The 23,888-nt window shown below is 37.5% G+C and carries 25 protein-coding genes and 2 other annotated features; of the genes, 23 read left to right on the top strand and 2 right to left on the bottom strand.

Going from position 1 to position 23,888, the window contains the following annotated elements:
• Positions 1 to 129: 129 nt before the first annotated feature.
• The 22 genes from ACKTSC_RS07205 (at position 130) to ACKTSC_RS07100 (ending at position 22,118) form a co-directional block, all read left to right on the top strand.
• A complete protein-coding gene (locus tag ACKTSC_RS07205; RefSeq protein WP_407855433.1) occupies positions 130 to 867 on the top strand; it encodes an ABC transporter ATP-binding protein in 738 nt (245 codons plus the stop codon).
• The gene (locus tag ACKTSC_RS07200; protein ID WP_407857232.1) at positions 860 to 2,068 is read left to right on the top strand and encodes an ABC transporter permease; all 1,209 of its coding nucleotides are present in this window, start codon (positions 860 to 862) and stop codon (positions 2,066 to 2,068) included. Before ACKTSC_RS07205 ends, ACKTSC_RS07200 begins: the two co-directional genes overlap by 8 nt.
• A 3-nt stretch (positions 2,069 to 2,071) precedes the next feature.
• A complete protein-coding gene (gene dat / locus ACKTSC_RS07195; RefSeq protein ID WP_407857231.1) occupies positions 2,072 to 2,941 on the top strand; it encodes a D-amino-acid transaminase in 870 nt (289 codons plus the stop codon).
• A gap of 89 nt (positions 2,942 to 3,030) precedes the next feature.
• The gene (locus ACKTSC_RS07190) at positions 3,031 to 3,813 is read left to right on the top strand and encodes a phosphotransferase family protein (RefSeq protein WP_332580865.1); all 783 of its coding nucleotides are present in this window, start codon (positions 3,031 to 3,033) and stop codon (positions 3,811 to 3,813) included.
• A 94-nt stretch (positions 3,814 to 3,907) separates the two neighbouring features.
• Entirely contained in the window at positions 3,908 to 4,561 is a 654-nt protein-coding gene (gene trmB / locus ACKTSC_RS07185) for a tRNA (guanosine(46)-N7)-methyltransferase TrmB (RefSeq protein WP_332580864.1), read from the top strand.
• A gap of 107 nt (positions 4,562 to 4,668) precedes the next feature.
• Positions 4,669 to 5,598 carry a competence type IV pilus ATPase ComGA gene (comGA, locus tag ACKTSC_RS07180; protein ID WP_332580863.1) on the top strand — a complete coding sequence of 310 codons (930 nt, stop codon included), beginning with the start codon at positions 4,669 to 4,671 and terminating at the stop codon, positions 5,596 to 5,598.
• On the top strand, positions 5,582 to 6,595 hold the full coding sequence (comGB, locus tag ACKTSC_RS07175) for a competence type IV pilus assembly protein ComGB (protein WP_332580862.1): 1,014 nt from the start codon (positions 5,582 to 5,584) through the stop codon (positions 6,593 to 6,595). Before comGA ends, comGB begins: the two co-directional genes overlap by 17 nt.
• The gene (comGC, locus tag ACKTSC_RS07170; RefSeq protein WP_332580861.1) at positions 6,592 to 6,867 is read left to right on the top strand and encodes a competence type IV pilus major pilin ComGC; all 276 of its coding nucleotides are present in this window, start codon (positions 6,592 to 6,594) and stop codon (positions 6,865 to 6,867) included. Before comGB ends, comGC begins: the two co-directional genes overlap by 4 nt.
• Entirely contained in the window at positions 6,824 to 7,315 is a 492-nt protein-coding gene (gene comGD, locus ACKTSC_RS07165; protein ID WP_332580860.1) for a competence type IV pilus minor pilin ComGD, read from the top strand. Before comGC ends, comGD begins: the two co-directional genes overlap by 44 nt.
• On the top strand, positions 7,293 to 7,574 hold the full coding sequence (gene comGE / locus ACKTSC_RS07160) for a competence type IV pilus minor pilin ComGE (RefSeq protein ID WP_407857230.1): 282 nt from the start codon (positions 7,293 to 7,295) through the stop codon (positions 7,572 to 7,574). The genes comGD and comGE overlap by 23 nt, the downstream gene beginning before the upstream one ends.
• Positions 7,561 to 7,983 (top strand): competence type IV pilus minor pilin ComGF, encoded by a 423-nt coding sequence (comGF, locus tag ACKTSC_RS07155; protein WP_332580859.1) that lies wholly within the window; start codon positions 7,561 to 7,563, stop codon positions 7,981 to 7,983. Before comGE ends, comGF begins: the two co-directional genes overlap by 14 nt.
• Positions 7,976 to 8,296 carry a competence type IV pilus minor pilin ComGG gene (gene comGG, locus ACKTSC_RS07150; protein WP_332580858.1) on the top strand — a complete coding sequence of 107 codons (321 nt, stop codon included), beginning with the start codon at positions 7,976 to 7,978 and terminating at the stop codon, positions 8,294 to 8,296. Before comGF ends, comGG begins: the two co-directional genes overlap by 8 nt.
• 162 nt (positions 8,297 to 8,458) lie before the next feature.
• Positions 8,459 to 9,466, top strand: coding sequence for a class I SAM-dependent methyltransferase (locus ACKTSC_RS07145; RefSeq protein WP_407857229.1), 1,008 nt, complete (start codon positions 8,459 to 8,461; stop codon positions 9,464 to 9,466).
• Positions 9,467 to 9,511: 45 nt separating this feature from the next.
• Positions 9,512 to 10,708, top strand: a complete 1,197-nt coding sequence (locus ACKTSC_RS07140; protein WP_407857228.1) for an acetate kinase — start codon at positions 9,512 to 9,514, stop codon at positions 10,706 to 10,708.
• 153 nt (positions 10,709 to 10,861) lie between these two features.
• Entirely contained in the window at positions 10,862 to 11,428 is a 567-nt protein-coding gene (locus ACKTSC_RS07135; protein WP_407857227.1) for an NAD(P)H-dependent oxidoreductase, read from the top strand.
• Positions 11,429 to 11,588: 160 nt separating this feature from the next.
• On the top strand, positions 11,589 to 12,440 hold the full coding sequence (locus ACKTSC_RS07130; RefSeq protein ID WP_407857226.1) for a DUF368 domain-containing protein: 852 nt from the start codon (positions 11,589 to 11,591) through the stop codon (positions 12,438 to 12,440).
• Positions 12,441 to 12,487: 47 nt separating this feature from the next.
• Positions 12,488 to 12,705, top strand: a binding site (T-box leader).
• A gap of 49 nt (positions 12,706 to 12,754) precedes the next feature.
• Positions 12,755 to 14,194 carry a proline--tRNA ligase gene (proS, locus tag ACKTSC_RS07125; RefSeq protein ID WP_332580853.1) on the top strand — a complete coding sequence of 480 codons (1,440 nt, stop codon included), beginning with the start codon at positions 12,755 to 12,757 and terminating at the stop codon, positions 14,192 to 14,194.
• Between the two features lie 241 nt (positions 14,195 to 14,435).
• The gene (locus ACKTSC_RS07120) at positions 14,436 to 15,395 is read left to right on the top strand and encodes a D-2-hydroxyacid dehydrogenase (RefSeq protein ID WP_407857225.1); all 960 of its coding nucleotides are present in this window, start codon (positions 14,436 to 14,438) and stop codon (positions 15,393 to 15,395) included.
• 263 nt (positions 15,396 to 15,658) lie between these two features.
• Positions 15,659 to 15,866 (top strand) — a binding site (T-box leader).
• Between the two features lie 56 nt (positions 15,867 to 15,922).
• On the top strand, positions 15,923 to 17,221 hold the full coding sequence (gene hisS, locus ACKTSC_RS07115) for a histidine--tRNA ligase (RefSeq protein ID WP_407857224.1): 1,299 nt from the start codon (positions 15,923 to 15,925) through the stop codon (positions 17,219 to 17,221).
• 79 nt (positions 17,222 to 17,300) lie between these two features.
• Complete coding sequence (gene aspS / locus ACKTSC_RS07110; RefSeq protein ID WP_332580850.1) at positions 17,301 to 19,073, top strand: aspartate--tRNA ligase; 1,773 nt, start codon at positions 17,301 to 17,303, stop codon at positions 19,071 to 19,073.
• A 104-nt stretch (positions 19,074 to 19,177) separates the two neighbouring features.
• Positions 19,178 to 20,056 carry a YitT family protein gene (locus ACKTSC_RS07105; RefSeq protein WP_407857259.1) on the top strand — a complete coding sequence of 293 codons (879 nt, stop codon included), beginning with the start codon at positions 19,178 to 19,180 and terminating at the stop codon, positions 20,054 to 20,056.
• Positions 20,057 to 20,240: 184 nt separating this feature from the next.
• Positions 20,241 to 22,118, top strand: coding sequence for an acyltransferase family protein (locus ACKTSC_RS07100; RefSeq protein WP_407857223.1), 1,878 nt, complete (start codon positions 20,241 to 20,243; stop codon positions 22,116 to 22,118).
• A 22-nt stretch (positions 22,119 to 22,140) separates the two neighbouring features.
• On the opposite strand, the gene ACKTSC_RS07095 is transcribed toward ACKTSC_RS07100, so the two are convergent.
• Together ACKTSC_RS07095 and ACKTSC_RS07090 are read right to left on the bottom strand one after the other, a co-directional pair.
• Positions 22,141 to 22,416: a GIY-YIG nuclease family protein gene (locus ACKTSC_RS07095; protein WP_407855418.1), complete on the bottom strand. Its 276-nt coding sequence runs from the start codon at positions 22,414 to 22,416 to the stop codon at positions 22,141 to 22,143.
• Positions 22,406 to 23,140 carry a tRNA1(Val) (adenine(37)-N6)-methyltransferase gene (locus ACKTSC_RS07090; RefSeq protein ID WP_332581388.1) on the bottom strand — a complete coding sequence of 245 codons (735 nt, stop codon included), beginning with the start codon at positions 23,138 to 23,140 and terminating at the stop codon, positions 22,406 to 22,408. The genes ACKTSC_RS07095 and ACKTSC_RS07090 overlap by 11 nt, the downstream gene beginning before the upstream one ends.
• Before the next feature lie 75 nt (positions 23,141 to 23,215).
• Between ACKTSC_RS07090 and ACKTSC_RS07085 the strand changes: the two genes are divergently transcribed.
• On the top strand, positions 23,216 to 23,845 hold the full coding sequence (locus ACKTSC_RS07085; RefSeq protein WP_407857222.1) for a lysophospholipid acyltransferase family protein: 630 nt from the start codon (positions 23,216 to 23,218) through the stop codon (positions 23,843 to 23,845).
• Positions 23,846 to 23,888 lie beyond the last annotated feature (43 nt).

The following is a 23,888-nucleotide window of genomic DNA, read 5'->3' as shown; positions in this document are numbered from 1 at the left end:
CTTTGCGACCAAAATTTCTTCTTTAACTTTACCATAACTTCCAAGACTTGTGCGTCGAAAAGGTCAGTAGAAGATTAAAATAATTGAAGATTCTGCTATAATATTAACTAAGAAAACGGAGGGGAAAAGATGAGCTTACAAATTCAGCATGTTACAGGCGGTTATGGCCATTTGCCTGTTTTAAAAGATATCAACTTTACTGTCGAAAATAATGAAATGATCGGTTTGATTGGTTTGAATGGAGCCGGAAAATCAACCACGATAAAAAATATTATTGGCTTATTAACGCCTCAAAAGGGAACGATCACGGTCGATGGAGTGACCTTGCAACAAGATCCAGAAAATTACCGCAAAAAAATTGGGTATATTCCAGAAACACCCTCATTATATGAAGAATTGACATTGCGTGAGCATATCGAAGTAACCGCGATGGCTTATGGCATTCCAAAAGATGAAGCGATGAAGCGTGCAGAATCATTATTAAAAACATTTCGTTTAGAAAATCGTTTGGAATGGTTTCCGGTCAATTTTTCTAAAGGAATGAAACAAAAAGTTATGGTTTTGTGTGCCTTTTTGATCCAACCAAGTCTTTATATTATTGATGAACCTTTCTTAGGGTTAGATCCATTAGCGATCAATGCGCTACTAGAATTGATGGTAACGATGAAAGAACAAGGCGCAGCTATTTTGATGTCGACACACATCTTGGCGACAGCAGAAAAATATTGTGATCGTTTTGTTGTTTTGCACGAAGGTGAAGTCCGAGCCCAGGGGACATTAGCAGAATTACAACAAGAATTCAATTTGCCAGACTCGTCATTAGATGAAATCTATATTGCTTTAACAAAGGAGAAAGAACATGCTTGATTTTTTTCGCTTGCGACGCCAACGTCACCAAAAGAAAATGATGAAGTATATGCGTTATGTTTTCAATGATCATTTTGTTTTGGTATGTCTATTTTTAGTAGGCGGTCTGGCTTTTTATTATTCAAATTTGTTGAAAGCATTACCGACTGATTTTATCTGGGGACTCCCAATCGTTGGAGTCATTTGGTGGGCGATCTTACCATTTGGACGTTTGGCTACTTTGGTCGAACCAGCAGATATGACGTTCTTATTGCCGAAAGAAAAAGAAATGGGAAGCTATCTCTCTCAGGGATTGCGTCATTCGATCGGGATTCCCTTTTTTATTGAACTTCTAGTTTGCGGAGCCTTATTACCTTTAGTCGTTTTAACTAATCAAGTGGGCTTTTCAACTTTTTTTATTTATTTAGCAATGCTTTGGAGTTTGAAATTCGCTAATTTACGTATCCAGCGTCTGGCATGTTACCAAAATACAAAAAATTCAACGTTTAAATTAATGTTTGGCTGGTTTTTACTCAGCGGCGGGGTCATTTTTATCAGTCTATATTTAGGAGCAATTTTTGGAACGATTTTAGGATTGGCAAGTGCCGTTATTTTCTATGTGTTGACCAAAGAAAAGGGGCGTTTGCTTGATTGGAGCAAGATGATCGAACGAGAAAATGCTCGTTTGCATCGCATTTATCAATTTATCAATTTGTTTACTGATGTGCCAGAAATCGAAGCGAAAGTACGCCGCCGTAAATATCTCGACGGACTTTTAGCCCGCATCACATTCAAACAAGAAAATACATATCTATATTTGTTTGCAAGAGGTGCTCTGCGCGGCGCAGAATTTGGTAGTTTATTTTTCCGTTTATTAATTGTTGGCGGGGTATTATTGGTTTCGTTGAATGATTTTCGTTTTATTGTTGGGGTCGCCCTGTTGTTTATTTACTTGATCGGATTCCAAATGATCCCGTTATATGGTCAATTTGATTATATCGGCGCGACACAACTTTATCCGGTAGCAGCAAAATATAAACGCGCAGCTTTACAAAAATTAATGGGGATTTTATTACTCGCAGCTGCATTTATTTTTGCATTGTGCAGTTTCGTTCAAGTATCGATTGAACAAAGTTTGCTTCTATTCGTGGTACTCTTGGTTGAGATTGGTTTATTCAGCTGGCTATATCTCCCAAAACGTATAAAAAAAATGGAGGATTAATAGATGAAAGTATTATGGAATGATCAAATAATCGAAGATTCAGAAGTTGCGATTGATTTTGAAGACCGCGGATATCAATTTGGTGATGGGATTTATGAAGTGATTCGCATCTATGATGGCTGTTTGTATATGGAAAACGAGCATTTGGATCGTTTATGGGTCAGCGCGGAAAAAATTCGGATGACACTGCCTTTTACACGTGTTGAATTAAGTCAACGTTTGCATCGATTAGTTAGAGAAGTCGGCTTAGATAATGCGCGAATCTATTTTCAAGTGACACGAGGAGTTGCCAAACCGCGTTTGCATGATTTTCCTGATTCAAAAGCAGTCACACCAGTACTGATAGCAGATGTCCAAGCAGTTGCTCGCCCAGCGGCCAAACAAAATATTGGTATTCGTGCGGGTTTCGTTGAAGATAAACGCTGGCTGCATTGTGATATCAAATCGATCAGTTTATTAGGTAATTTGCTCGCCTTAGATGAGGCGAAACAAAATGGGTATGAGGAAGCTGTTTTAGTCCGTGATGGTATCGTGACAGAAGCTTCAGCTTCTAATTTATGGATGGTTAAAAATGACACATTGTACACTCATCCTGATGGAAATCTTGTATTACCAGGCATAGCCAAAATAAAAATCCGCGAGATCGCTAAAACATTCGGGATCGAAGTATGCGAAGAACCATTTACAAAAGATGTATTATTAGCTGCAGATGAATGTTTTAAGACCAGTTCTGTGGCAGAGATCATGCCGATCGTAGAAATCGATAGTCAAAAAATTGGTGACGGAATGCCTGGAAAGTTGACAAAAAAATTATTGGACGCCTATATTGAAGCGATTCAATTAACTGTCCAGTCGCATCTTAATGAAAAATAATCTAATAAGAACATACATGCTCTTGACGAAGCGACCTTCCCCGACTAAAATAGGAAATACGTTTAAAATGCTAGGGGAGGGCCTTGGGAATGGAATTTCAGTTGGATAGTGACTGGCGCGTGCAACCGATCAAGGGTGATACGGGAAAAACCTATATCGGTTATCGTGATGAAGATCGCGTTTTCATCAAACGAAATACCACCCCGATGTTGGCTGCTTTGTCTCGTGAAGGGATCGCACCAAAACTTGTGTGGATCAAGCGGACTGGAAATGGTGATACGTTAACTGCACAAGAGTGGCTCGATGGCCGAATCTTAGAGCCAGAAGAAATCGCTCGACGAAATGATGTCGTGGATGTTTTGTACCATTTGCATCATTCACCTTCTTTGCAGACGATGTTGAAAAGAATGGGCGGTCGCCAAGTAACGCCGCAACAACTTTTAGCCAATTATGAAGCCAATTTGCCTACGATGATCGAACAAAATGGTTTTATTGAATTAGTCTATAATTATTTGAAAAAAAATATTCCCACGTATGCTAAGAAAAATTATACTGTGGTTCATGGCGATGTGAATCATCGCAATTGGTTGGTTTGTTCCAACTATCTTTATTTAGTCGATTGGGATTCGGTCATGTTTGCTGATCCTGCGCTAGATATCGGAACGATTTTAGGAAATTATGTTCCTTTATCAAGTTGGAGCAAATGGTTGGTGCGTTATGGTATTCGGCCTACCGATGAAAATATGGAACGGATTTACTGGTATGGATTGATGAGCTTATTGTTAGAGATCTCTCGTCAATATAAACGTAAAGAGTTCCATCATATGAATCAATCAATTGTACAATTGAAAAGAATCTTCGCTGGAAGCTGAACGTTCTGTTCAGCTTTTTGTTAGTTTTTTTCTTACCTTTATAAGTTGAAAACAAATACATAAAAATAATAATAAAAATTTTTGGAGGAAAAATATGCGCGTAAGAAATCGTCCAGGTGCAGCTGAAATGTTAGCTGCGCGTCCTGAATATGTAGTACAAGATCCGGAAGCCTTTAAAGGACGTTGGTCAGAACGTTTTGGTAATGAACATCCAATTCACATTGAAATCGGAATGGGGAAAGGTCAATTCATTACAGGAATGGCAGCAGCTCATCCTGAAATCAATTATATCGGAATCGAGATGCAAGTCAGTGTGCTTTCATTAGCATTAGATAAATTAGTTGAATTAGAGTTGCCGAATTTACAATTATTGCATGTCGATGGTTCTGATTTAACGAATTATTTTGCAGATAGTGAAGTTGATCAAATCTATTTGAACTTTTCAGATCCATGGCCTAAGACAAAACATGAAAAACGTCGCTTAACTTCTCCGAGTTTCTTGGCAGTTGATGAAACGATTTTACGTCCAGCAGGAGAGATTCATTTTAAGACCGATAATCAAGGGTTGTTTGAATATTCATTAAGTAGTTTTTCAAAATACGGGATGATATTAGAACAAGTATGGTTAGACTTGCATGAAAGCACATTCGAAGGAAATATCATGACAGAGTATGAAGAAAAATTTTCAAACAAAGGTCAACGTATCTATCGAGTCGAAGCACGCTTCCAAGATAAAACTAAAAAATAGAACTTTCTACTTAAAGAGATTGAAACAAAAGTATCATTACTTTTGTTTCAATCTCTTTTTTTAATGAATTATTTTAAATTTACGTATATTGTTTTCGAGGTGAAAAGATGGAGATTGAAGAATTTTCCAATCAATTGATCCAATTTGGTTGTGATCATCAGATGCAAGATATGTATTTACTTCCTAAAAATGAGAACTATCACTATTTTTTTCGGCGAGGGAACACCTATAAACAGTTCGATGGTCAATCGGATGATGATAACCAAGGTCAACTAGCTGCGGATGATGGTCTGCAATTGATCAATCGTTTTAAATATTTAGGCCAAATGGATGTTAGTGAACGCAGGAAAGTCCAATTAGGCGCAATTACCTATTCATTGCCTAAGAAAACCCAACGTTTACGTCTTTCGACAGTGGGAGACTATCAGCATAAGGAAAGCTTAGTCGTTCGTTTTTTGCATCAATTTGGTCAGAGTTCAGAAGTTTATCATTTGCCGGAGCAACTGGCTGTAATTGAGCAAAACTGTAAACAACGAGGATTGTATTTATTTTGTGGACCAGTCGGTTCTGGAAAAACAACGTTAATGTACAAATTAGCTCGAAAAAATAATGGGCAAGTAATTACGATCGAAGATCCTGTTGAAATTGAAGAACCTCATTTTCTTCAACTTCAAGTCAATGAAAAAATACAGCAAACTTATGAAGAATTGATCAAATTATCTTTGCGCCACCATCCAGATGTTTTGATTATCGGGGAAATCCGTGATTCGAAAACAATTCAGGGAGCGATTCGTGCGGCTTTAACAGGCCATTGTGTTTACGCTACATTACACGCGGCTAGTTTAGAATCAGCCCATGCTCGAATTTTTGAACTAGGCGGCGAGGCATCGTTGTTGAACGAATGTTTGCGCGGCGTTATTTATCAAGAATTATTTTCCGTCGATGACGTGTTGGGCTTGTTAATGAGTTACCGATTTTATCAGGAAAAACTGCTATTTACTTGGGAGGAAGGAATGGATCGTGTGGCAAAAAAATAAATTAAACCGAAAACAACGGATTGATTTTGCACATTTATTAGGGGATCTTCTAGAGAATGGATTTAGTTTGCAGCAAGCATTTGATTTTTTTCTTAGTGCTAATCTGTTTTCTAAACCATTGGTTACTACTATCCAACAAGAATGCTATCAAGGTCATCCATTGGCGGATAGCTTTGCTTACTTATCTTATTCAAATGATCAGATCCTCCAAATAAAACTAGCAGATTCTCATGGTGAACTTGCCCAAACATTATTAGGGATCGCACAACAAATGCGGCTAGTACAGAAGCAGCGAGAAAATTTTATTAAAGCAATCTCATACCCATTGCTATTATTACTTTTCTTGATTGTGATTCTATTAGGGATGCGGTTCTTTTTATTGCCCCAATTATTAGCCAGCGGCATGATCCAAGCAGATGATTTTTCTGTTCAATTGATCACGAAAATTCCAATAGTCGGTTTAGGCTTGATTTTCTTTTTATTATTTATCGTCTTTATATGGCATTTTCTAGGAAAGCGTCACAGCTATTTGATCCGCTTTTTTTATTTAGCAAAAATTCCGATAGTTGGAAATCTATTTAGCAATTACTATTCTGCCTATTTTGCTTTGGAGTGGGGAAAATTATTTGCTCAGGGATTGGAACTGCATCAAATTATTGAATGCCTATTAGTGATCGAAGGAAAATCCCTGATGCAAGAAATGGCGAATGATCTGAAGAATCGTTTGTCTAAAGGCGGAACATTAGCGGAAGAATTAAAGCGATACCCCTTTTTGACGCGAGAGTTCAGTCGGATTATTTTCCAAGGCGAAGCGCGAGGGAATCTAGCGAAAGAATTATTGACATACAGCCAATTAGTGTGGCGCCGCTTCTTTAATCAATTGGAATTCCTTTGTTCTTGGTTACAACCTTTTGTTTTTTTGATTGTCGCCCTATTGATCATGAGCTTATATGTCACGATGTTGTTGCCTTTGACCAATATGGAGGGAATATTATGAAAAAGAAAGCGTCCGGTTTTACTTTACTTGAGATGTTAGTTGTCCTTTTTATCATTAGTTTACTACTTTTACTATTTGTTCCGCAGCTGGCTAAGCAAAAAGATAGTGCGACTAAAAAAAGTGACAAGGCAATCGTAAAAGTCGTTGAAACTCAAATCGAAGTGTATCAATTGGAACATCCAGGGGAAACACCGAGTAAGGAAGATTTACTTTCTGGAGGATATGTTGATGAAAAGCAGTATGACATCTATGAAAATAGGACACAAAAATAATCCTGGTTTTACTTTAATCGAAACGTTGATTGTTTTATTTTTGGTTTGTAGTTTTGTTTTGTTGCCAACCTTAGCTTTGCAAAGGTGGCAACAACAGTTAGAGAAACGCTATTTTTATTATCAGCTGGAAAAATCGATCTTGCACTTGCAACAAGTAGCGATCACAGATCATCAAACTACTCAGATCCGTCTATTTCAAGATGATCAACAAATGCTGGTGTTCTTTACTACGCAGACAGAATTCCCTTGGAAGATATTAAACGTTCCTGAATCAATCAAATTAATGAGTGGGTATTCCATTTCTTTTAGTGCCGGAAAAGGAAACATTTCAACCACCCAACCCGGCAATGGAAGTATCCCAAAGATTATTTTTAATGAACAAGAGCAACAGCCTAACCAAGTCATTTATCAGTTTCAGTTAGGAAGTGGTCGATTTGAAAGAAAATAGAGGATATATTTTATTAGAAAGTCTGATTAGTTTAGTCATTCTTATGCTTGTAGTCATAACTTATGTCAATACAACAAGCAAGCTCGTACATAGAAGTCAGGAACGACTAGCAAGCTTGAGTGCCTATCGTGAACTATACAATGAAACCCGTCGATGCCGGATACATTCAGTCAAACCACTGAACGATCAAATTACGATTTCTTTTGAAAAAGGCAGCGCCACTAATGATGAAGGAGGAATTTTGATTGTCAAAGACTAAGGGTTTCACTTTATTAGAAAGTTTAGTCGCGTTATTAATGTTAAGTGGTATTCTGCTATTACTATCTGGAGTGATCCGACATGTTGATAAAGTTGAGCAGGCATTAAGTGGTTACCATCAATTGGAATGGGAAGTATTTCTACTACAATTAGATAATGAGTTGATGGACTTTGATTATGAAGCCACAACACAACATGAGATTATCGGAAAAAAATTAATAGAAGGTGAAACGGCTCCGCTATCGATTCAGCGTTCTAAGCAAAAGATAATCAAACGTCAATCAAATGGCTATCAACCCTTACTAACGAACGTAAAACGGTTTGATTGTCAGGAAAAAAATCAAGGAGTGGAATTCATTGTTACCTTTACCGATGAAAAACAAAAAGCAGGTACTTGGATCTATGAATAGCCAAGGCGGAATTCTAATTTCCGTTTTATTGGCTGTTTTTTTATGTAGTCTATTATTACTGAATGTCCTTACGGCGTATCATCAAACGACTGATTTAGTTGTTCGCACTAAAAATTTGTATGAAGCTAGGATAGCTAAAGAACTTTTCTTAGCTGATTACCCAAATCTAAAAGAAAAAGAGGGTAATTGGTCTTTTAATAAAGGCGAAATCACGTATCAAACAGAAGCAAATGAAGTGAAAGTAACAGTGAAAATTAAAAAGAAAAAATATCATTTTTATGAAAAAATTAGCACATCTATTTCTTCAGAGTAATATAGCTCGAAAATAATAAGTCCTAGCTTAAATGGCTGGGAAAGAGACGATTATTCTAAATTAGGAAATCAAAAATAAAAAAAGAAAGCGATTGATTAATTTGGATATGTTCGCTAAAATAGAACAGGTATCGTGAGTGTTATATAGTATGTGAGGTGCAAGATGAATCCGGAAAAAATAGAAACAGCTTTTTCTTTGATGGAAGAAGCGATCATCACATTGCAACAATCACTAGGAACTTCATTTTTTGACGCTTACATCGAAAATACGGAGAACTTAGTTGATAATGCGAAAGTACGTGTGATTGATCAACAACCCAATGCAGCTGCTGTCGAAAAAGTAGAAGCGTTATATCAAGAGATTTTAGCCCTAGGGTTAGAAAAGGAAGAATGGCGTAAATTAACACAATTGATTTTATTAAAAGGATCAATGTCAGAAAATTTACAGCCAAATCATCAATTGACGCCAGATAGTATTGGCTTTTTATTTTTCTTTTTGATTGAACAATTGACCTTGAAAAAAGAACAACCGATAAGCATTTTAGACGTGACTGTCGGAATGGGTAATCTTTTATTGACAACGATTATCAATCTGCAAGCAGCCAACTATTCTGTAAAAGGTATCGGTGTTGATAACGACGAGACCCTTTTAGCAATTGCAGCTGCGGATAGTTTGTTAGTGGGAGAAGAAGTGAAATTGTTCCACCAAGATAGTTTGCAAGATTTGTTAGTTGATCCTGTAGATTATGTAGTTAGTGACCTGCCTGTCGGCTATTACCCGAATGATCAACAAGCTGAAAAATTTATGACTCATTCCGAGAAGGAACATAGTTATGCCCATCATTTATTGATTGAACAAGCAATGAATTATGTAAAATCTGATGGCTTTGGCCTATTTTTAGTGCCAAGCAATTTCCTAGAAACGGAACAAGGGCCACTATTGCAAAAATGGCTGAAGGATGAAGTCTTTTTACAAGGGATCATTCAATTACCAGATGAATTATTCAAGTCAGAACATTCACGTAAAAGTATTTTATTGTTACAGAAAAAAGGAGAAACAGCGGAACAAGCGGAAAAAGTCTTGCTTGTCCATTTACCATCGCTTAAGAATCCAACCAATGTAACAGAATTTTTCAAAAAATTTGAGGACTGGAAGTCTTCTAATTTGTAAACGGCTCTGGAGAGCAAAGTAATTCAATTATAAAGGAGAGTTAAAATGTCAAAAACAATCGCAATCAATGCAGGTAGTTCAAGTCTGAAATGGCAGCTTTACCAAATGCCTAAAGAATCAGTTATAGCAAAAGGAATCGTTGAACGAATCGGTCTTAAAGATTCTATCTTTACCATTAAGTACGGAGAAGGACAAAAATTTGAACAAGTTCTTGATATTGAAGATCATGAAGTTGCTGTTCAAATGTTATTAGATCAATTGATCGATTTAAAAATCATTGCTTCATTTGATGAGATTACAGGCGTTGGCCACCGTGTTGTTGCCGGTGGTGAATACTTTAAAGATTCAATTGTGATCGATGATGATGTTTTAGCAAAAATTGAAGAATTGAGTGAATTTGCGCCGCTTCATAACCCAGCCAATGCGATGGGAATCAAAGCTTTCCGTCATATCTTACCAAATATCAAGAGTGTTGCTGTGTTTGATACATCCTTCCACACAACAATGCCAGCAACAAGTTATATGTACAGTATCCCTAAAGAATATTATGATAATTATTCTGCGCGTAAATATGGCGCTCATGGAACAAGTCATCGTTACGTTTCAGAACGTGCGGCTATCTTGTTAGGCAAACCAATTGAAGAAACAAAAATCATTACTGCTCATATCGGTAATGGTGTTTCGATCACGGCTGTTGAAGGTGGGAAATCAATTGACACATCGATGGGCTTTACACCATTAGCTGGTGTGACAATGGGCACTCGTTCTGGCGATATCGATCCGTCTCTATTACCTTATTTGATGGAAAAAGATGGAATTGAAGATATCCATGAAATGATCGATATCTTAAATAAAAAATCTGGGGTTTATGGTTTAACCGGTATCTCTAGTGATCTACGCGATATCGAGCAAGGAGCAGACGATGGAAATGAAGATGCGATTTTAGCATTGAATATCTATTGCGATCGTATCCGTAAATACATTGCTCAATATATTTCTGTTATGAACGGCGTCGATGCGATCGTCTTTACAGCTGGTGTGGGTGAAAATGCAGATCCAGTTCGTCATTTAGTATTAGAAAAAATGACTTGGTTTGGTATCGAAATCGATGAAACAATCAATGAAGCAACACATGGAAGTGAAGTAGAATTATCAACTGAAAATTCGCGTGTGAAAATTTATGTGATTCCAACAGACGAAGAAGTTATGATTGCTCGTGATGTAGAGCGTTTAAGTAAATAATAAGAATTATGGACTGGATCTAATAATGATCCAGTCCTTTTTTAGTGAAAAAATGAATAGTTCTTTTCTTTTATTCGTTAGTTTGAAATGAAAATGATACCTAAATGAAATGTTTCTATGTTATTTTTAAGAAAAGGGTAAAAGGAGTTAATTATGACTACAACAATGATTATCGATCATCCTTGGAAAGAAAGTTTCAATCATAGTGTGTTGGGCCGTTTGATTGAAGGATTAGAGGCTGATCAAAAAATCTACCAAGTGATCGATTTAAATAAAGATGGATTCAATCCAGTGATGTGCGAAGCTGAGCTGGCAGGGTATCAAAATGGGTTAGTTTTAGATTCGTTGGTTTTACATTATATGAATTTGTTACGTGATACGACACAGCTTGTATTGATTTTTCCGATTTGGTGGTATAGTTCGCCAGCAAGTTTAAAAGGCTTTCTTGATAAAGTTCTGTTGAATGAATTTGCTTTTTTTGATGGTGGAAACGGGATTCAACCATTGTTGTCGATTGATTCAGTTGTTGTTTTTACAACATCAGATCAAACAACAGAAAGTCTGGATCAGCATTGTACGCGCAGTTACAAACATCAACTGACCACGACGCTAGAGGATATCGGATTGAAAAATATTTCTTGGCATCATTTAGGCAATGTGAAACGACTGAATGATGAAGAGAGAAGCTCTTATTTAGAAACTGTTTATAGCAAACTTTAACTAGTTAGATGTGTAAAATAAATAACATTAAGCAGATATTATTAGATTGGCTAAAAGAAATGTGATTATTTGATAATAGTATCAGGATGACTATTGCACCGCGGTCTTTTTATGGTTACACTAATAAAGGAATAAAAGAAAGAAGAGGAACTTATTTTTTATGGAAAACGAAAAAGTTACACTGCCCAACAAGAGCGATTGGTTTTTACGCTTCATCAAAGGCATGTTCATCGGATCAGGATTTATTTTACCGGGTGTTAGTGGAGGCGCTTTAGCTGCCGTATTTGGCATCTATGAACGAATTATTTCATTTTTAGCCCACATCAGCAAAAATTTTAAAGAAAATGTCCGCTTTTTTATCCCTGTGGGTCTGGGCGGAATTGCGGGAGTATTTGTCCTTTCTTTTGCAGTTAGTTTTTTACTCGGCCAATTTGAAACAATCATGTTATGGTTTTTTGTTGGCTGTATTATTGGGACAGTTCCAGCGCTATGGAAAGAAGCCGGGAAAAAAGGCCGTTCAACAAAAGATCTGATTATCTTAGCAGTCAGTTTTGTACTGGGCTTTTGGTTTTTGTGGCAAGGCTCGAGTTTATTTGGTACGGTTGAGCAAAATTTCTTTACTTGGATGATCGCAGGGGCATTAATTGGTTTAGGTTTAATCGTACCAGGACTTAGTCCCTCAAACTTTTTAGTTTATATGGGAATGTATAAAGCAATGGCAGATGGATTTAAGACGATTGATTTAAGCGTCATTATTCCGATCGGCATTGGTGGGTTGATCACTGTACTGAGTTTATCGAAAGTCATGGACTGGGTATTCAATCGTTTTTATGCACCAATGTTTCATTTTATTTTAGGAATTGTTTTTGCATCAACCATCATGATTATTCCTACAAATTATAGTGGCCTTGGCCTTTTAGGCTTTCTTGGTTGTGCTGTGTTGTGTATATTAGGAGCAGCTTTGGGGTGGTGGATGAGCCGCCTAGAAGAACGGTATGTTCCAGAAAGTTAAAAAAATAAATAGTTTAAGACTTGCTTTTTTTATGAGAAGTCTATAAGATGATGTTAAGCACTTGGAATAGTAACAAATTTTTATTGGCCTCAGAGAGTTGATTCATCGGCTGAAAGATCAACATGCCCGCTGAGATTTGTGAACCTACCAAGCAAGATTGTTGTGAAAATGACACGCGTCTCTAGCGTTATTAGAGCTGAAAGTTGGGTCAAAAATGTTTGGCCAAGCAAGGTGGTACCGCGAAATTATCCGTTTCGTCCTTACATTTGTAGGGATGGAACGGTTTTTTTATTTTAATTTAGGAGGAAGCATGTATGACAAATTTACAAAAAGAAGATTTTTCAAAATGGTATTTACAAACAATTCAGAAAGCTGATTTAATGGACTATTCACCTGTTCGCGGCTGTATCATCTTTAAGGCTGATGGCTGGGAATTATGGGAGCACATTCAAGAAGATTTCAATAAATACCTACGGACTCAAGATATTCGCAATGTCTACTTTCCTATGCTGATCCCTAAACATTTCTTAGAAAAAGAAAAAGAACACGTTGAAGGATTTGCACCAGAATTACCTTGGTTAACTGAAGTTGGTACTGAAAAATTAGAAGAACCTTATGCATTACGTCCAACATCAGAAACATTGATCGGTGATGCCTTTTCTAATTGGATCAATTCTTATCGTGATCTTCCATATGAAATCAATCAATGGGCGAACGTTTTCCGTTGGGAGAAAAAAACAATGCCTTTCTTACGTACATCTGAATTTTTATGGCAAGAAGGTCATACAGCACATGAATCAGAAGAAAGTGCGCGCGAACGAACAATGTCTATTTTAGAAGCCTATGGAAAATTGATCGAAGATACTTTAGCAATCCCTGTATACCGTGGTCAAAAAACACCGTCTGAGCGTTTTGCTGGAGCAGTCGATACTTATTCAGTTGAAGCAATGATGCGTGACGGTAAAGCAGTCCAAGCAGGAACGTCTCATTATATGGGTCAAAACTTTGCAGAAGCATTTGACATTAAATTCTTGAACCGCAATAACGAGCATGAATTTGCTTATACAACTTCATGGGGGATCTCAACTCGTTTGATCGGTGCGTTGATCATGGTTCATGGAGATGAACAAGGATTAGTATTACCACCAAAAGTTGCTCCGACTCAAGTTATTTTAGTCCCAGTGGGTCCTTGGCAAAAGAAACCTGAAATCTTAGATCGCTTGAAAGAATTAAAAGCATCACTAGCAGAAAAAGGTTTACGTGTTCGTATCGATACAACAGATAATACACCAGGCTATAAATTCAATGAATGGGAACTTAAAGGTGCTCCATTACGTGTAGAATTTGGTCCGCGTGATTTACAAAATAATCAAGCCGTGATTAAAATGCGTGATTTAGCAGATAAAGAATCTGTTTCATTAGATGGGATCGAAGAATACATCATCGATCAATTAGATACGATGCAAACACGCTTGCTTGAAAGTGCGAAGGAACGTTACCAAGCTAATGAACATACAGATATCGATACATTAGATGAATTGAAAGCCCATATTGAAAAATCAAAAACGGCCGGCGAAGTACCCGGATTTGTTTTGATTGGATGGGATGGTACTGAAGAAACAGAAGCCAAAATCAAAGAAGAAACAGGTTTCACAACTCGAAATATTCCATTTAATCCACCGATTGAAAAAACAGTCGATATCGTTAGTGGAAAACCTGCGAAGCATACCGTTTGGATCGCTCGCGCTTATTAATTGAAGAAAACCGAATCAACTCACTTAGTAGATAAAGTTATGCTATTACTGTTTCATCAATCAGCCACCAGTATGCAGGACGATCGGGAATTAACTTTCCCAAAAGTGAGTTTGAACGGATAATTTCTTAGAGCCTGAGAGAATCAATGGTGATTCTTTCAGGCTTGTTTTTTTAATTTAATTTTTGAATCTTTGGGACTGTAGTAAAATAAGCTGAAAACAAATGTTAGGAGGAAAATAGATGAAAATCGTTGTATTGGATGGGTATGCATTAAATCCTGGAGATTTAAGTTGGGCAGCTTTTGAATCATTAGGAGATATCACTGTTTATGCTCGTACATCCGTTACTGATCAGCAAGAAATCGTTCAGCGGATCGGTGATGCTGAAGTTGTATTGACGAATAAAACACCTATTGATGAATCGATATTAGCTCAAGTACCACAACTAAAATATATTGGAGTAATCGCGACAGGCTATAATGTGGTTGATATCGAGGCTGCTAAAAAAAGAGGGATTCTAGTGACAAATATTCCTGCATACGGCACAGAGGCCGTTGCACAATTTACGTTTGCCTTATTATTAGAAATCGTCAATCAAGTCGGTTTGCACAATGAATCCGTCCATCAAGGCGATTGGCAAAAGAGTGTTGATTTCACGTATCAAAAAGCACCGTTGATCGAATTAAAAGCAAAAACGATTGGCTTGATCGGTTACGGGGCTATTGCACAAACGGTCGCTAAAATCGCACATGCATTTGAGATGCAAATCATTTTTTGGAATCATCGTCCGAAAGAGTCTCCGGATTGGGCTGAGCAAGTTTTGCTAGATGAACTTTATCAACAAGCGGATATCATTAGTTTGCATGTTCCGCAAACTAATGAAACACAACATATGATCGATCAATCAGCAATCACTAAAATGAAAGACGGAGTGATTTTGATCAATACAGCGAGAGGTGGATTGTTGGAAGAGTCAGCAGTTGCAGCTGCTCTAAATACAGGAAAAATCTATGCGGCCGGGGTAGATGTCGTTGCTGAGGAACCGATGAATTCAGAAAATCCTTTGCTCACTGCCAAAAACTGTTTTATTACGCCGCATATCGCTTGGGGGGCAAAAGAAACACGAGCACGCTTAATGGCCATAGCGGCAGATAATTTAGTCCAATTTTTGAATGGGAAACCGAAAAACGTGGTTAATTAAAAAATGTTTATGGACTATTTATTTGTAAAAAAAGCTGAACAAAAGTTAAATGGCTTTTGTTCAGCTTTTTTTATTTCATAATTGATCAACTATGATTCCTGAGATGAATTAGAATTTATGGTCCTACTGGTTGAAAACGTTTTGCTTATTTTAAGTGTATAACAAACAAAAATAAGAAGCGATAAAACCTTGTTAAAACCTAGTGGAATAATTCAATTTTGCTTGACTTTCATGATAAATTTTAGTAGCGTAGTAGAAGATAAAAAACATCTGAGAAGGAACGAGTAAGTTACGAAGAAGTGTACAGAAAAAATTGCCTTGGCTGAAAGCAATTTCGTTGGAAGTAACCGAAAGACAGTCTGGAGATGAGCGCGTGAAAAGCCGCTCCGTTACGCAAGCGTTAATTGCTAGAGAAAAAAGAGTATGCTCTTTTTTAAAAATAGGTGGTACCACGAAATTTTCGTCCTTGTTCATTTGAACGAGGGCTTTTTATTTTATCCGCACCAACAAAGAAAAGGAGATCTAACATGAATTATCAGAGACCAAAAGGGACTAATGATATTTTACCAGGAGAAAGCAGCAAATGGCAATTTGTCGAAGAAACTGCCCGTTTAGTGTTTAGTGACTATCAATACCAAGAAATTCGGACACCGATTTTTGAGCATTATGAAGTAATCGCTCGAAGTGTTGGAGACACAACGGATATCGTTTCAAAAGAAATGTATGATTTTCATGATAAAGGAGAACGTCATGTGACGCTTCGTCCAGAAGGCACTGCGCCGATTGCTCGTGCATTTGTAGAGAACAAATTGTTTGGACCGGAATTTAAAAAACCATATAAAGTGTATTATACAGGACCGATGTTTCGTTATGAACGTCCTCAAAAAGGCCGTTTACGTCAATTCCATCAAATTGGGGTCGAAGCTTTTGGTAGTGAAAATCCAACGTTAGATGTCGAAGTAATGACAATGGCGATGGATTTCTTCAAACAATTGGGAATCAATCAAATTCGATTAGTTATTAATTCATTAGGCGATAAAGAAACACGGGATAATTATCGTGAAGCACTGATCAGTTATCTTGAAGCGCATGAAGAAGAATTGAGTGAAGATTCACGTCGTCGATTGCACGAAAATCCTTTGCGTGTTTTAGACAGCAAAGATCGTAAAGACCAACCAATCGTAGCTAAAGCACCAAGCATCTTAGATTACTTGAGTGATTACGCGAAAGAGTATTTCGAAAATGTGACTAAAACATTGGATTATTTAGGAATTGCTTACGAAGTTGATCATCGAATGGTTCGTGGATTGGATTATTATAATCATACGATTTTTGAAATCATGAGTGATGCTGCTGGCATGGGCGCGCAATCAACGATCTGCGGCGGCGGTCGTTATAATGGATTAGTTGAAGAACTTGGCGGGCCAGAAACGCCGGGGATTGGTTTTGCGATGGGAATCGAACGTATTTTATTAACGTTAGATCAAGAAGAAGTGATGATTCCAGATGCTGCTAATCTTGATGCTTATGTTGTTGGTTTAGGTGATGCAACAAATATGGAAGTATTAAAAGTTGTTCAAGCTATTCGCGGTTTTGGTTTTTCTGCCGATCGTGACTTTATGAACCGCAAAGCAAAAGCACAATTCAAAACAGCTGATAAAGAAGGGGCTAAATTAGTCTTGACTTTAGGCGAGGACGAATTGGCAAATGGTCAGATCAATGTGAAAGATTCTGCTACACGGAATGAAAAAACATTTGCCTTGACCGATATTTATAATGATTTTGCAAGCATTTATGATGAAATGACAATGCCTGTTATTGATTAATCAAATTGCGCTTATAATGAAACAAATCAATTTCTTTTAAAGAATTTGTTAGATAGATAAAAATGGAGGAATAGAAGTAATGGCAAAACGTACGATTTACTGTGGACGTGTGTCCGAAGAATATTTAGATCAAAAAGTAACATTAAAAGGATGGGTGCAAAAACGTCGTGACCTAGGCGGATTAATTTTTATTGATTTACGTGACCGTGAAGGAATCGTACAAGTGGTCTTCAATCCCGAAGAATCAAAAACAGCTTGGGAAGTAGCAGACCAATGCCGTAGTGAATATGTTGTCGAAATTACCGGAACAGTGATTCGTCGAGATGCTGGTTCTGTCAATAAAAAAATGTCAACTGGTGAATTTGAAATTAAAGGCGAAGATATCACTATTTTGAATAGTGCTAAAACACCACCATTCTCAATCGAAGATGAACAAAACATCAGTGATGAAGTACGTCTGAAATATCGTTACATGGATTTACGTCGTCCTAAAATGGCGAAAAATTTGATCATGCGTCACCGTTTGACTCAATCTGTTCGTCGTTTCTTAGACGATAATGACTTCTTGGATATCGAAACACCTTACTTAGCAAAATCAACGCCAGAAGGTGCGCGTGACTATCTAGTTCCTTCACGTGTCCATGCAGGGCATTTTTATGCATTGCCACAATCACCACAAATTTTAAAACAATTATTGATGACTGCTGGGTTTGACCGTTACTATCAAATCGTTCGTTGTTTCCGTGACGAAGATTTACGTGGCGACCGTCAACCAGAATTCACACAAATCGATATCGAAACAAGTTTCTTAACAGCGGAAGAAATCCAAGATTACACTGAACAAATGATCGCACAAGTAATGAAAGATGTTCGCGGTGTTGAAGTGACATTACCATTTCCTCGAATGACATGGGACGATGCAATGGAACGTTATGGTTCAGACAAACCAGATACACGTTTTGAAATGGAATTGATCGATGTAACTGAGATTGCAGCAGCAACAGATTTCAAAGTTTTCCGTATGGCATCGGATAACGGCGGCGTGGTCAAAGCGTTGAATGCAAAAGGTGCAGCGGATAAATATTCTCGTAAAGAATTGGATCGCTTAGGTCAATTTGTTGGTCAATTTGGTGCCAAAGGATTAGCTTGGATCAAAGTGGATGAAAATGGGGAATTAACTGGACCAATCGCTAAATTTATGGGCGGCGTCAGTGATGAATTGAAAAAAGCAATGAATGCTGAAGCTGGAGATGTCTTGATGTTTGCAGCGGATCAATTCTTAACGGCTGTAACAGCTTTGGGTGCCGTTCGTTCGAAAGTCGGAAAAGAACTTGGTTTGATCGACGAAGATCGTTTCGATTACTTATGGATCGTTGACTGGCCTCAATTCGAATACGATCAAGAATTAGGTCGTTATGTTTCTGCTCACCATCCATTTACGATGCCAATGGAAAAAGATATTCCAAACTTAAAAGAACATCCTGAAAAAGTTTATGCTCAAGCCTACGATATTGTTTTAAACGGTTATGAACTTGGTGGTGGTTCACTACGTATCAATACACGTGAATTACAAGAACAAGTATTTGAAACACTAGGCTTTACACGTGAAAGTGCGAATGAACAATTTGGTTTCTTATTAGAAGCCTTAGACTATGGTTTCCCTCCAATCGGCGGTATCGCTCTTGGATTAGACCGTTTTGCAATGTTGCTTGCTGGAGAAGATAATATCCGTGAAGTCATTGCCTTCCCTAAAAATGGTAAAGCAGCAGATCCAATGTCAGATGCACCAAGTACCGTTTCACCATTACAACTTTATGAACTAAGTATTGATGTGACGAACGTAGAAGAATAAGAAAATACTAAGAGAAGCGCCTTCCTTTATGGTAGGTGCTTTCTTTTTTTCATGAAAATACGTATAATGTGAGTGAATTTTTGAAATGAGGCGGAAATTACATGATGAAAAAGAAGATAGAGGATTGGCCACACCACGATTATGCCACTCGCTTATCTGTCGCAGTTGTATATGCATTTTTAGCGGCGATTGCCGTGAACTTTTTTTACCAACCAGGACACATTTATTCTAGTGGAGCCACTGGGTTTGCTCAAATCTTGACGACATTATCTAAAAATGCGTTAGGCTATACGGTACCTGTTTCAATCACATTATTTTTGATCAACGTGCCACTATTTGTATTATCTTGGTTTAAGATCGGTCACAAATTTACGATTTTTACTTTTATTACCGTATTTTTGACGTCATTTTTTATCCATATAATTCCAGAGACAACATTAACAGATGATCCGATCATTTGTGCCATCTTTGGTGGAGCGATTATGGGTGTTGGGATTGGTTTTGCTTTGAAGAATGGACTTTCTTCAGGAGGATTAGATATTTTAAGTATCACGATTCGTAAACGAACAGGCAAATCAGTCGGTTCGATCTCTATTATTTTCAATGTTATCATCATGTTTATGGCCGGTGTGTTGTTTAGCTGGCAATATATGTTTTATTCAGCACTCGCTATTTTTATGAGTGGTAAATTGACGGATGCGCTCTTTACGAAACAGCGTAAGATGCAAGTGATGATCGTAACTAAATGTCCAGAGAAAGTCATCACGGGAATCCAAGAACATATGCGTCGTGGGATCACGATCATCAATGAGGCAGAAGGTGCCTACAAACATGATAAGCAAACAGTATTGTTTACCGTAGTTACGCATTTTGAATTACCATTATTAGAATCAGTCATGAAGGAAAACGATCCGGCTGCCTTTGTGAGTATTTCTGAAAATGTTCGAATCATGGGGCGTTTTTACGAAGAATCGATGGATTAAAAGTTGGGACATTTTGTCCCAGCTTTTTTATTGAATTTTTTTCTCATTCTATTTTTGCAAAGTAAAATCGAAATCTTTAGGAAAAACTTTTTTTAATGAGAAAATGTTGCAGTTTCCCAGATTTATCCGTATAGTTAATTTGGTATTCTATAGTAAAGTTGGAGTGAAGTTGGAAAAGAAAAATATGAAAAAAAGACTAAAACACAGTCGTTACATCAATGGTTTTGATGGGATTCGTTCCATAGCCGTGATTGGCGTCATTTTATATCATTTAATGCCGACTCGGATGCGCGGGGGATACTTAGGTGTTCCAGTCTTTTTCGTAGTCTCAGGTTATTTGATTACGGATTTGTTGTTTCAAGAATTGAAACAGACTGGTCGGATCGACATCAAACAATTTTATTATCGGCGAATGAAAAGGCTATATCCAGCATTGGTTGCGATGCTGATAGGTTCTTCGGCTTACATCACCTTGTTTCAGCGGAACCTGTTGAATGATTTAAAAGGCAATGTTATCAGCAGTTTATTGTATGTCAATAACTGGTGGCAAATCAATCATGGGATGTCGTATTTTGATCGCTTTTCAAGTGAATCGCCATTTACCCATATTTGGTCCTTGGCAGTAGAATCCCAGAATTATTTGATCTGGCCGATCGTCTTTGTTTTATTGATTAAATTAGTTAAAAATAGAGGCAAGATTTTTCTGGGCATTATTGGAGCAGCACTTGTTTCGATGATTTTAATGGCAGTCCTTTACACGCCCGGGCAAGATCCGACGCGGGTTTATTATGGAACAGACACTCGTTTGTTTTCAATTTTACTTGGCAGTGGACTAGCCTTTGTTTGGCCAAGCACACGATTGAAAGCAGAAATTCCTACGCAAGCTAAACGAATCTTAAATAGTATCGGATTTTTCTCACTACTAGTATTGATTCTATCCTTGTTCTTCTTGAGGGATGATTTGACATTTGTTTATTATGGCGGCATGTTCCTAATCAGTCTGTTAAGCGTGGTCTTAGTAGCTATTACGGCTCATCCTGGTGCTAGCTGGAATCGCTGGTTGACGAATCCGGTCTTTGATTGGATCGGTAAACGCAGTTATGGGATTTATTTGTATCAATTTCCAGTCATGATTTTTTACGAAGCAAAGATCAATGTTGCTAATCACACGTTGCTTCATACGATCATGGAAATCATTTTGATTTTATTTGTGACTGAGCTGTCTTATCGTTTTGTGGAAGCACCATTACGTCGCTTTGATTATGGAAAAACTTTTGCGACCTTGAAACAATCGTTTTGGGCACCTATCAGAAGTCGTCGTAAAATCGGATTTATTTTGACTGGGATTGTCACGCTGATTGCTGTAGTTGGTATCATTATTTCCCCTAGTGGTCAAGTCGATGCTAATCAACAAGCACTGCAAAAACAAATCGAACAAAATAAAAAAGCAGCTGAGAAAACTGAAACAAGTACAACTGAATCAGCAACAGATTCTAGTGAGACTGAACAATCAACAACAAGTTCGGATAAACCAGTTACTTTAGCTGAGAAATATGATCTGAGTCAACGTGAAGTAACTAAAGCCAAAAACTTAAAAGTTACGGCTGTTGGAGATTCAGTCTTATTGGCCGGTTCACAAGGATTGACCGAGCTTTTCCCTAAGATGGTCATCGATGGTGAAGTTGGACGGCAAATGAAAGATAGCCCCGCAATTTTCCAAAGTCTAAAAGATAAAAAAGAATTGAATGATACGATTTTGATAAGTCTTGGAACGAATGGACCGATCACGCAAGATGAATTCGCGCAAATCATGAGCATCGTTGGTGAAAAACGGAGAGTTTTTGTCATCAATACTCATGTACCGACTCGTCGTTGGCAAAATGATGTAAATGCTACATTAGAAACAATAGCAAAACAATACAAAAATGTTCATTTGATAGATTGGTACAATTATAGTACTGCTCATACAGACTGGTTCTATGATGATCAGGTCCATCCAAATGAAGTTGGCTCGATTTATTATTGTCATTTGATCACGAAGGAAATTGTTAAAGGTGAATAACAAAAAAACGTTTTGTGAACAATCACAAAACGTTTTTTTGTTTATTTTCTAATAAATAAATTTCTTTCTTTTTACGAGGTAATTTTTTAAAGGCAGCCTCAGCTTTTGTAGCTTCACTTCTTGTTTCAAATCGTTCAGCATGGATCATCTGCAGTGGTCTGCGACTAGCAGGGTGGGTATATTTTGCTCCAGTGCCAGAATTATGTTCTACTAGGCGTCGTTTTGGATCAGTCGTATAACCGCCATAAAAGGTTTGATCTTTACACAACAAGACATAAAAATAGTGGTCATTTGCCATAAAGCATCCCTCGTAAGTCCTCGGAGTAGTTTCCAGTCTGGTCATATGTATATAATGGTGGGAGGAAACGTAAGCCTTCATTTTTTCCGTCTTTGATTCCTTCAATCAATAAGGTATTTGCTTCTTTACCTTGTTTGGGATAGACGAATTGAATTCTTTTAGGCGCGATTCGATTGGCTCTTAACGCATCAATAATTTCTAAAAAGCGGTCTGGTCGATGGACCATCGTAAAACGGCCGTTCATCTTTAATAAGCGGGCAGAAACATTTACGACGTCTTCTAGTGTCGCGTGGATCTCATGACGCGCAATCGCTAAATGAGGGTTTGGATTTTTGATGCTAGTAGGTAGTTCTTTAAAATATGGTGGATTGCAAACGACAAGGTCAGCAGAGTCGCCTCTAAATACATCAAATGTATTTTTTAAATCTAATTCATGCATGGTCATTTGATTTTCTAAATGATTGAGTTCGATGCTTCGCTGTCCCATATCCGCGAGTCGCGGTTGTAGTTCGATTTGATCGATTTGTGCAGTGGTTTTTCGGCTGAGAAAGAGACCAACTGCGCCATTGCCGGCACAAAGGTCAATAATTTTCCCACGTTTTGGGACTCTAGCGAAATTAGCCAAAAGAACCGCATCGATAGAAAAAGAAAAAACTTCTGCGCTTTGGATGATTTGGATATCTTCAGCATAAAGCTGATCGATTCGTTCACCTTTTCTTAACAATTTCTTTTGCCCCCTTAAAAAAATCATACCGATGTATTATACTACGTTTAGTTAGGTAACTGAAAGGAAGAAAAAATGTTTTTTAAATTTATCCGTGTAATTGCCCGCAGTATTTTAGCTGTCGTTAATGGCAATGCCAAATATCAAAATAAAGAGAAATTGCCTGAAGGAAATTATATTTTAGTTGCGCCGCACCGTACGTGGTGGGATCCAGTCTATATGGCATTAGGTGCATCACCAAAACAATTTTGTTTCATGGCAAAAGAAGAATTATTCAAAAATCCTGTGTTACGGTACATTTTAGTTCATCTGAATGCATTTCCAGTCGATCGTGAAAAACCAGGGCCGAGTGTCGTAAAACGTCCGGTCAAAATGTTGAAAGATTCTGATAAAAGTTTGATCATGTTTCCAAGCGGAACCCGTCACTCGACTGAGCTAAAAGGTGGGATGTCATTGATTGCCCGTCTATCAAAGAAACCGATCGTCCCTTGTGTTTATCAAGGTCCAACAAAGTTCTCGCAATTATTCAAACGGACCCCTGTGATCATTCGTTTTGGTGATCCGATCAATATCTCTGATATCAAAAAGATGGATAAAGCTGGTTTAGCTGAAGTAGAATCTCGTGTTCAAAATGCTTTTGACCAATTAGATTACGAGATTGATCCCACGTATAAATATATTGCCAAAGAAAAAGATGCTGACTAATTAGCATCTTTTTTTCTTTTGCTAAAAATAAGAAAAATTTTTT

Origin of the sequence: Enterococcus hailinensis (assembly GCF_045862035.1) — a bacterium.
Classification (GTDB): Bacteria; Bacillota; Bacilli; order Lactobacillales; family Enterococcaceae; genus Enterococcus_A; species Enterococcus_A hailinensis.
This window is presented reverse-complemented; position numbering and strand designations above follow the sequence as displayed.

Excerpts from the sequence above, each read along its gene's own strand:
- ACKTSC_RS07200 (WP_407857232.1), top strand. The coding sequence starts at position 860 with ATGCTTGATTTTTTTCGCTTGCGACGCCAACGTCACCAAAAGAAAATG.
- aspS (WP_332580850.1), top strand. The coding sequence starts at position 17,301 with ATGGCAAAACGTACGATTTACTGTGGACGTGTGTCCGAAGAATATTTA.
- proS (WP_332580853.1), top strand. The coding sequence starts at position 12,755 with ATGACAAATTTACAAAAAGAAGATTTTTCAAAATGGTATTTACAAACA.
- comGA (WP_332580863.1), top strand. The coding sequence starts at position 4,669 with ATGGAGATTGAAGAATTTTCCAATCAATTGATCCAATTTGGTTGTGAT.
- ACKTSC_RS07140 (WP_407857228.1), top strand. The coding sequence starts at position 9,512 with ATGTCAAAAACAATCGCAATCAATGCAGGTAGTTCAAGTCTGAAATGG.
- dat (WP_407857231.1), top strand. The coding sequence starts at position 2,072 with ATGAAAGTATTATGGAATGATCAAATAATCGAAGATTCAGAAGTTGCG.
- comGG (WP_332580858.1), top strand. The coding sequence starts at position 7,976 with ATGAATAGCCAAGGCGGAATTCTAATTTCCGTTTTATTGGCTGTTTTT.
- ACKTSC_RS07130 (WP_407857226.1), top strand. The coding sequence starts at position 11,589 with ATGGAAAACGAAAAAGTTACACTGCCCAACAAGAGCGATTGGTTTTTA.
- comGD (WP_332580860.1), top strand. The coding sequence starts at position 6,824 with ATGAAAAGCAGTATGACATCTATGAAAATAGGACACAAAAATAATCCT.
- ACKTSC_RS07095 (WP_407855418.1), bottom strand. The coding sequence starts at position 22,416 with ATGGCAAATGACCACTATTTTTATGTCTTGTTGTGTAAAGATCAAACC.
- ACKTSC_RS07120 (WP_407857225.1), top strand. The coding sequence starts at position 14,436 with ATGAAAATCGTTGTATTGGATGGGTATGCATTAAATCCTGGAGATTTA.
- ACKTSC_RS07145 (WP_407857229.1), top strand. The coding sequence starts at position 8,459 with ATGAATCCGGAAAAAATAGAAACAGCTTTTTCTTTGATGGAAGAAGCG.
- hisS (WP_407857224.1), top strand. The coding sequence starts at position 15,923 with ATGAATTATCAGAGACCAAAAGGGACTAATGATATTTTACCAGGAGAA.
- ACKTSC_RS07190 (WP_332580865.1), top strand. The coding sequence starts at position 3,031 with ATGGAATTTCAGTTGGATAGTGACTGGCGCGTGCAACCGATCAAGGGT.
- ACKTSC_RS07085 (WP_407857222.1), top strand. The coding sequence starts at position 23,216 with ATGTTTTTTAAATTTATCCGTGTAATTGCCCGCAGTATTTTAGCTGTC.
- ACKTSC_RS07105 (WP_407857259.1), top strand. The coding sequence starts at position 19,178 with ATGAAAAAGAAGATAGAGGATTGGCCACACCACGATTATGCCACTCGC.
- ACKTSC_RS07100 (WP_407857223.1), top strand. The coding sequence starts at position 20,241 with ATGAAAAAAAGACTAAAACACAGTCGTTACATCAATGGTTTTGATGGG.
- trmB (WP_332580864.1), top strand. The coding sequence starts at position 3,908 with ATGCGCGTAAGAAATCGTCCAGGTGCAGCTGAAATGTTAGCTGCGCGT.
- comGC (WP_332580861.1), top strand. The coding sequence starts at position 6,592 with ATGAAAAAGAAAGCGTCCGGTTTTACTTTACTTGAGATGTTAGTTGTC.
- ACKTSC_RS07135 (WP_407857227.1), top strand. The coding sequence starts at position 10,862 with ATGACTACAACAATGATTATCGATCATCCTTGGAAAGAAAGTTTCAAT.
- ACKTSC_RS07205 (WP_407855433.1), top strand. The coding sequence starts at position 130 with ATGAGCTTACAAATTCAGCATGTTACAGGCGGTTATGGCCATTTGCCT.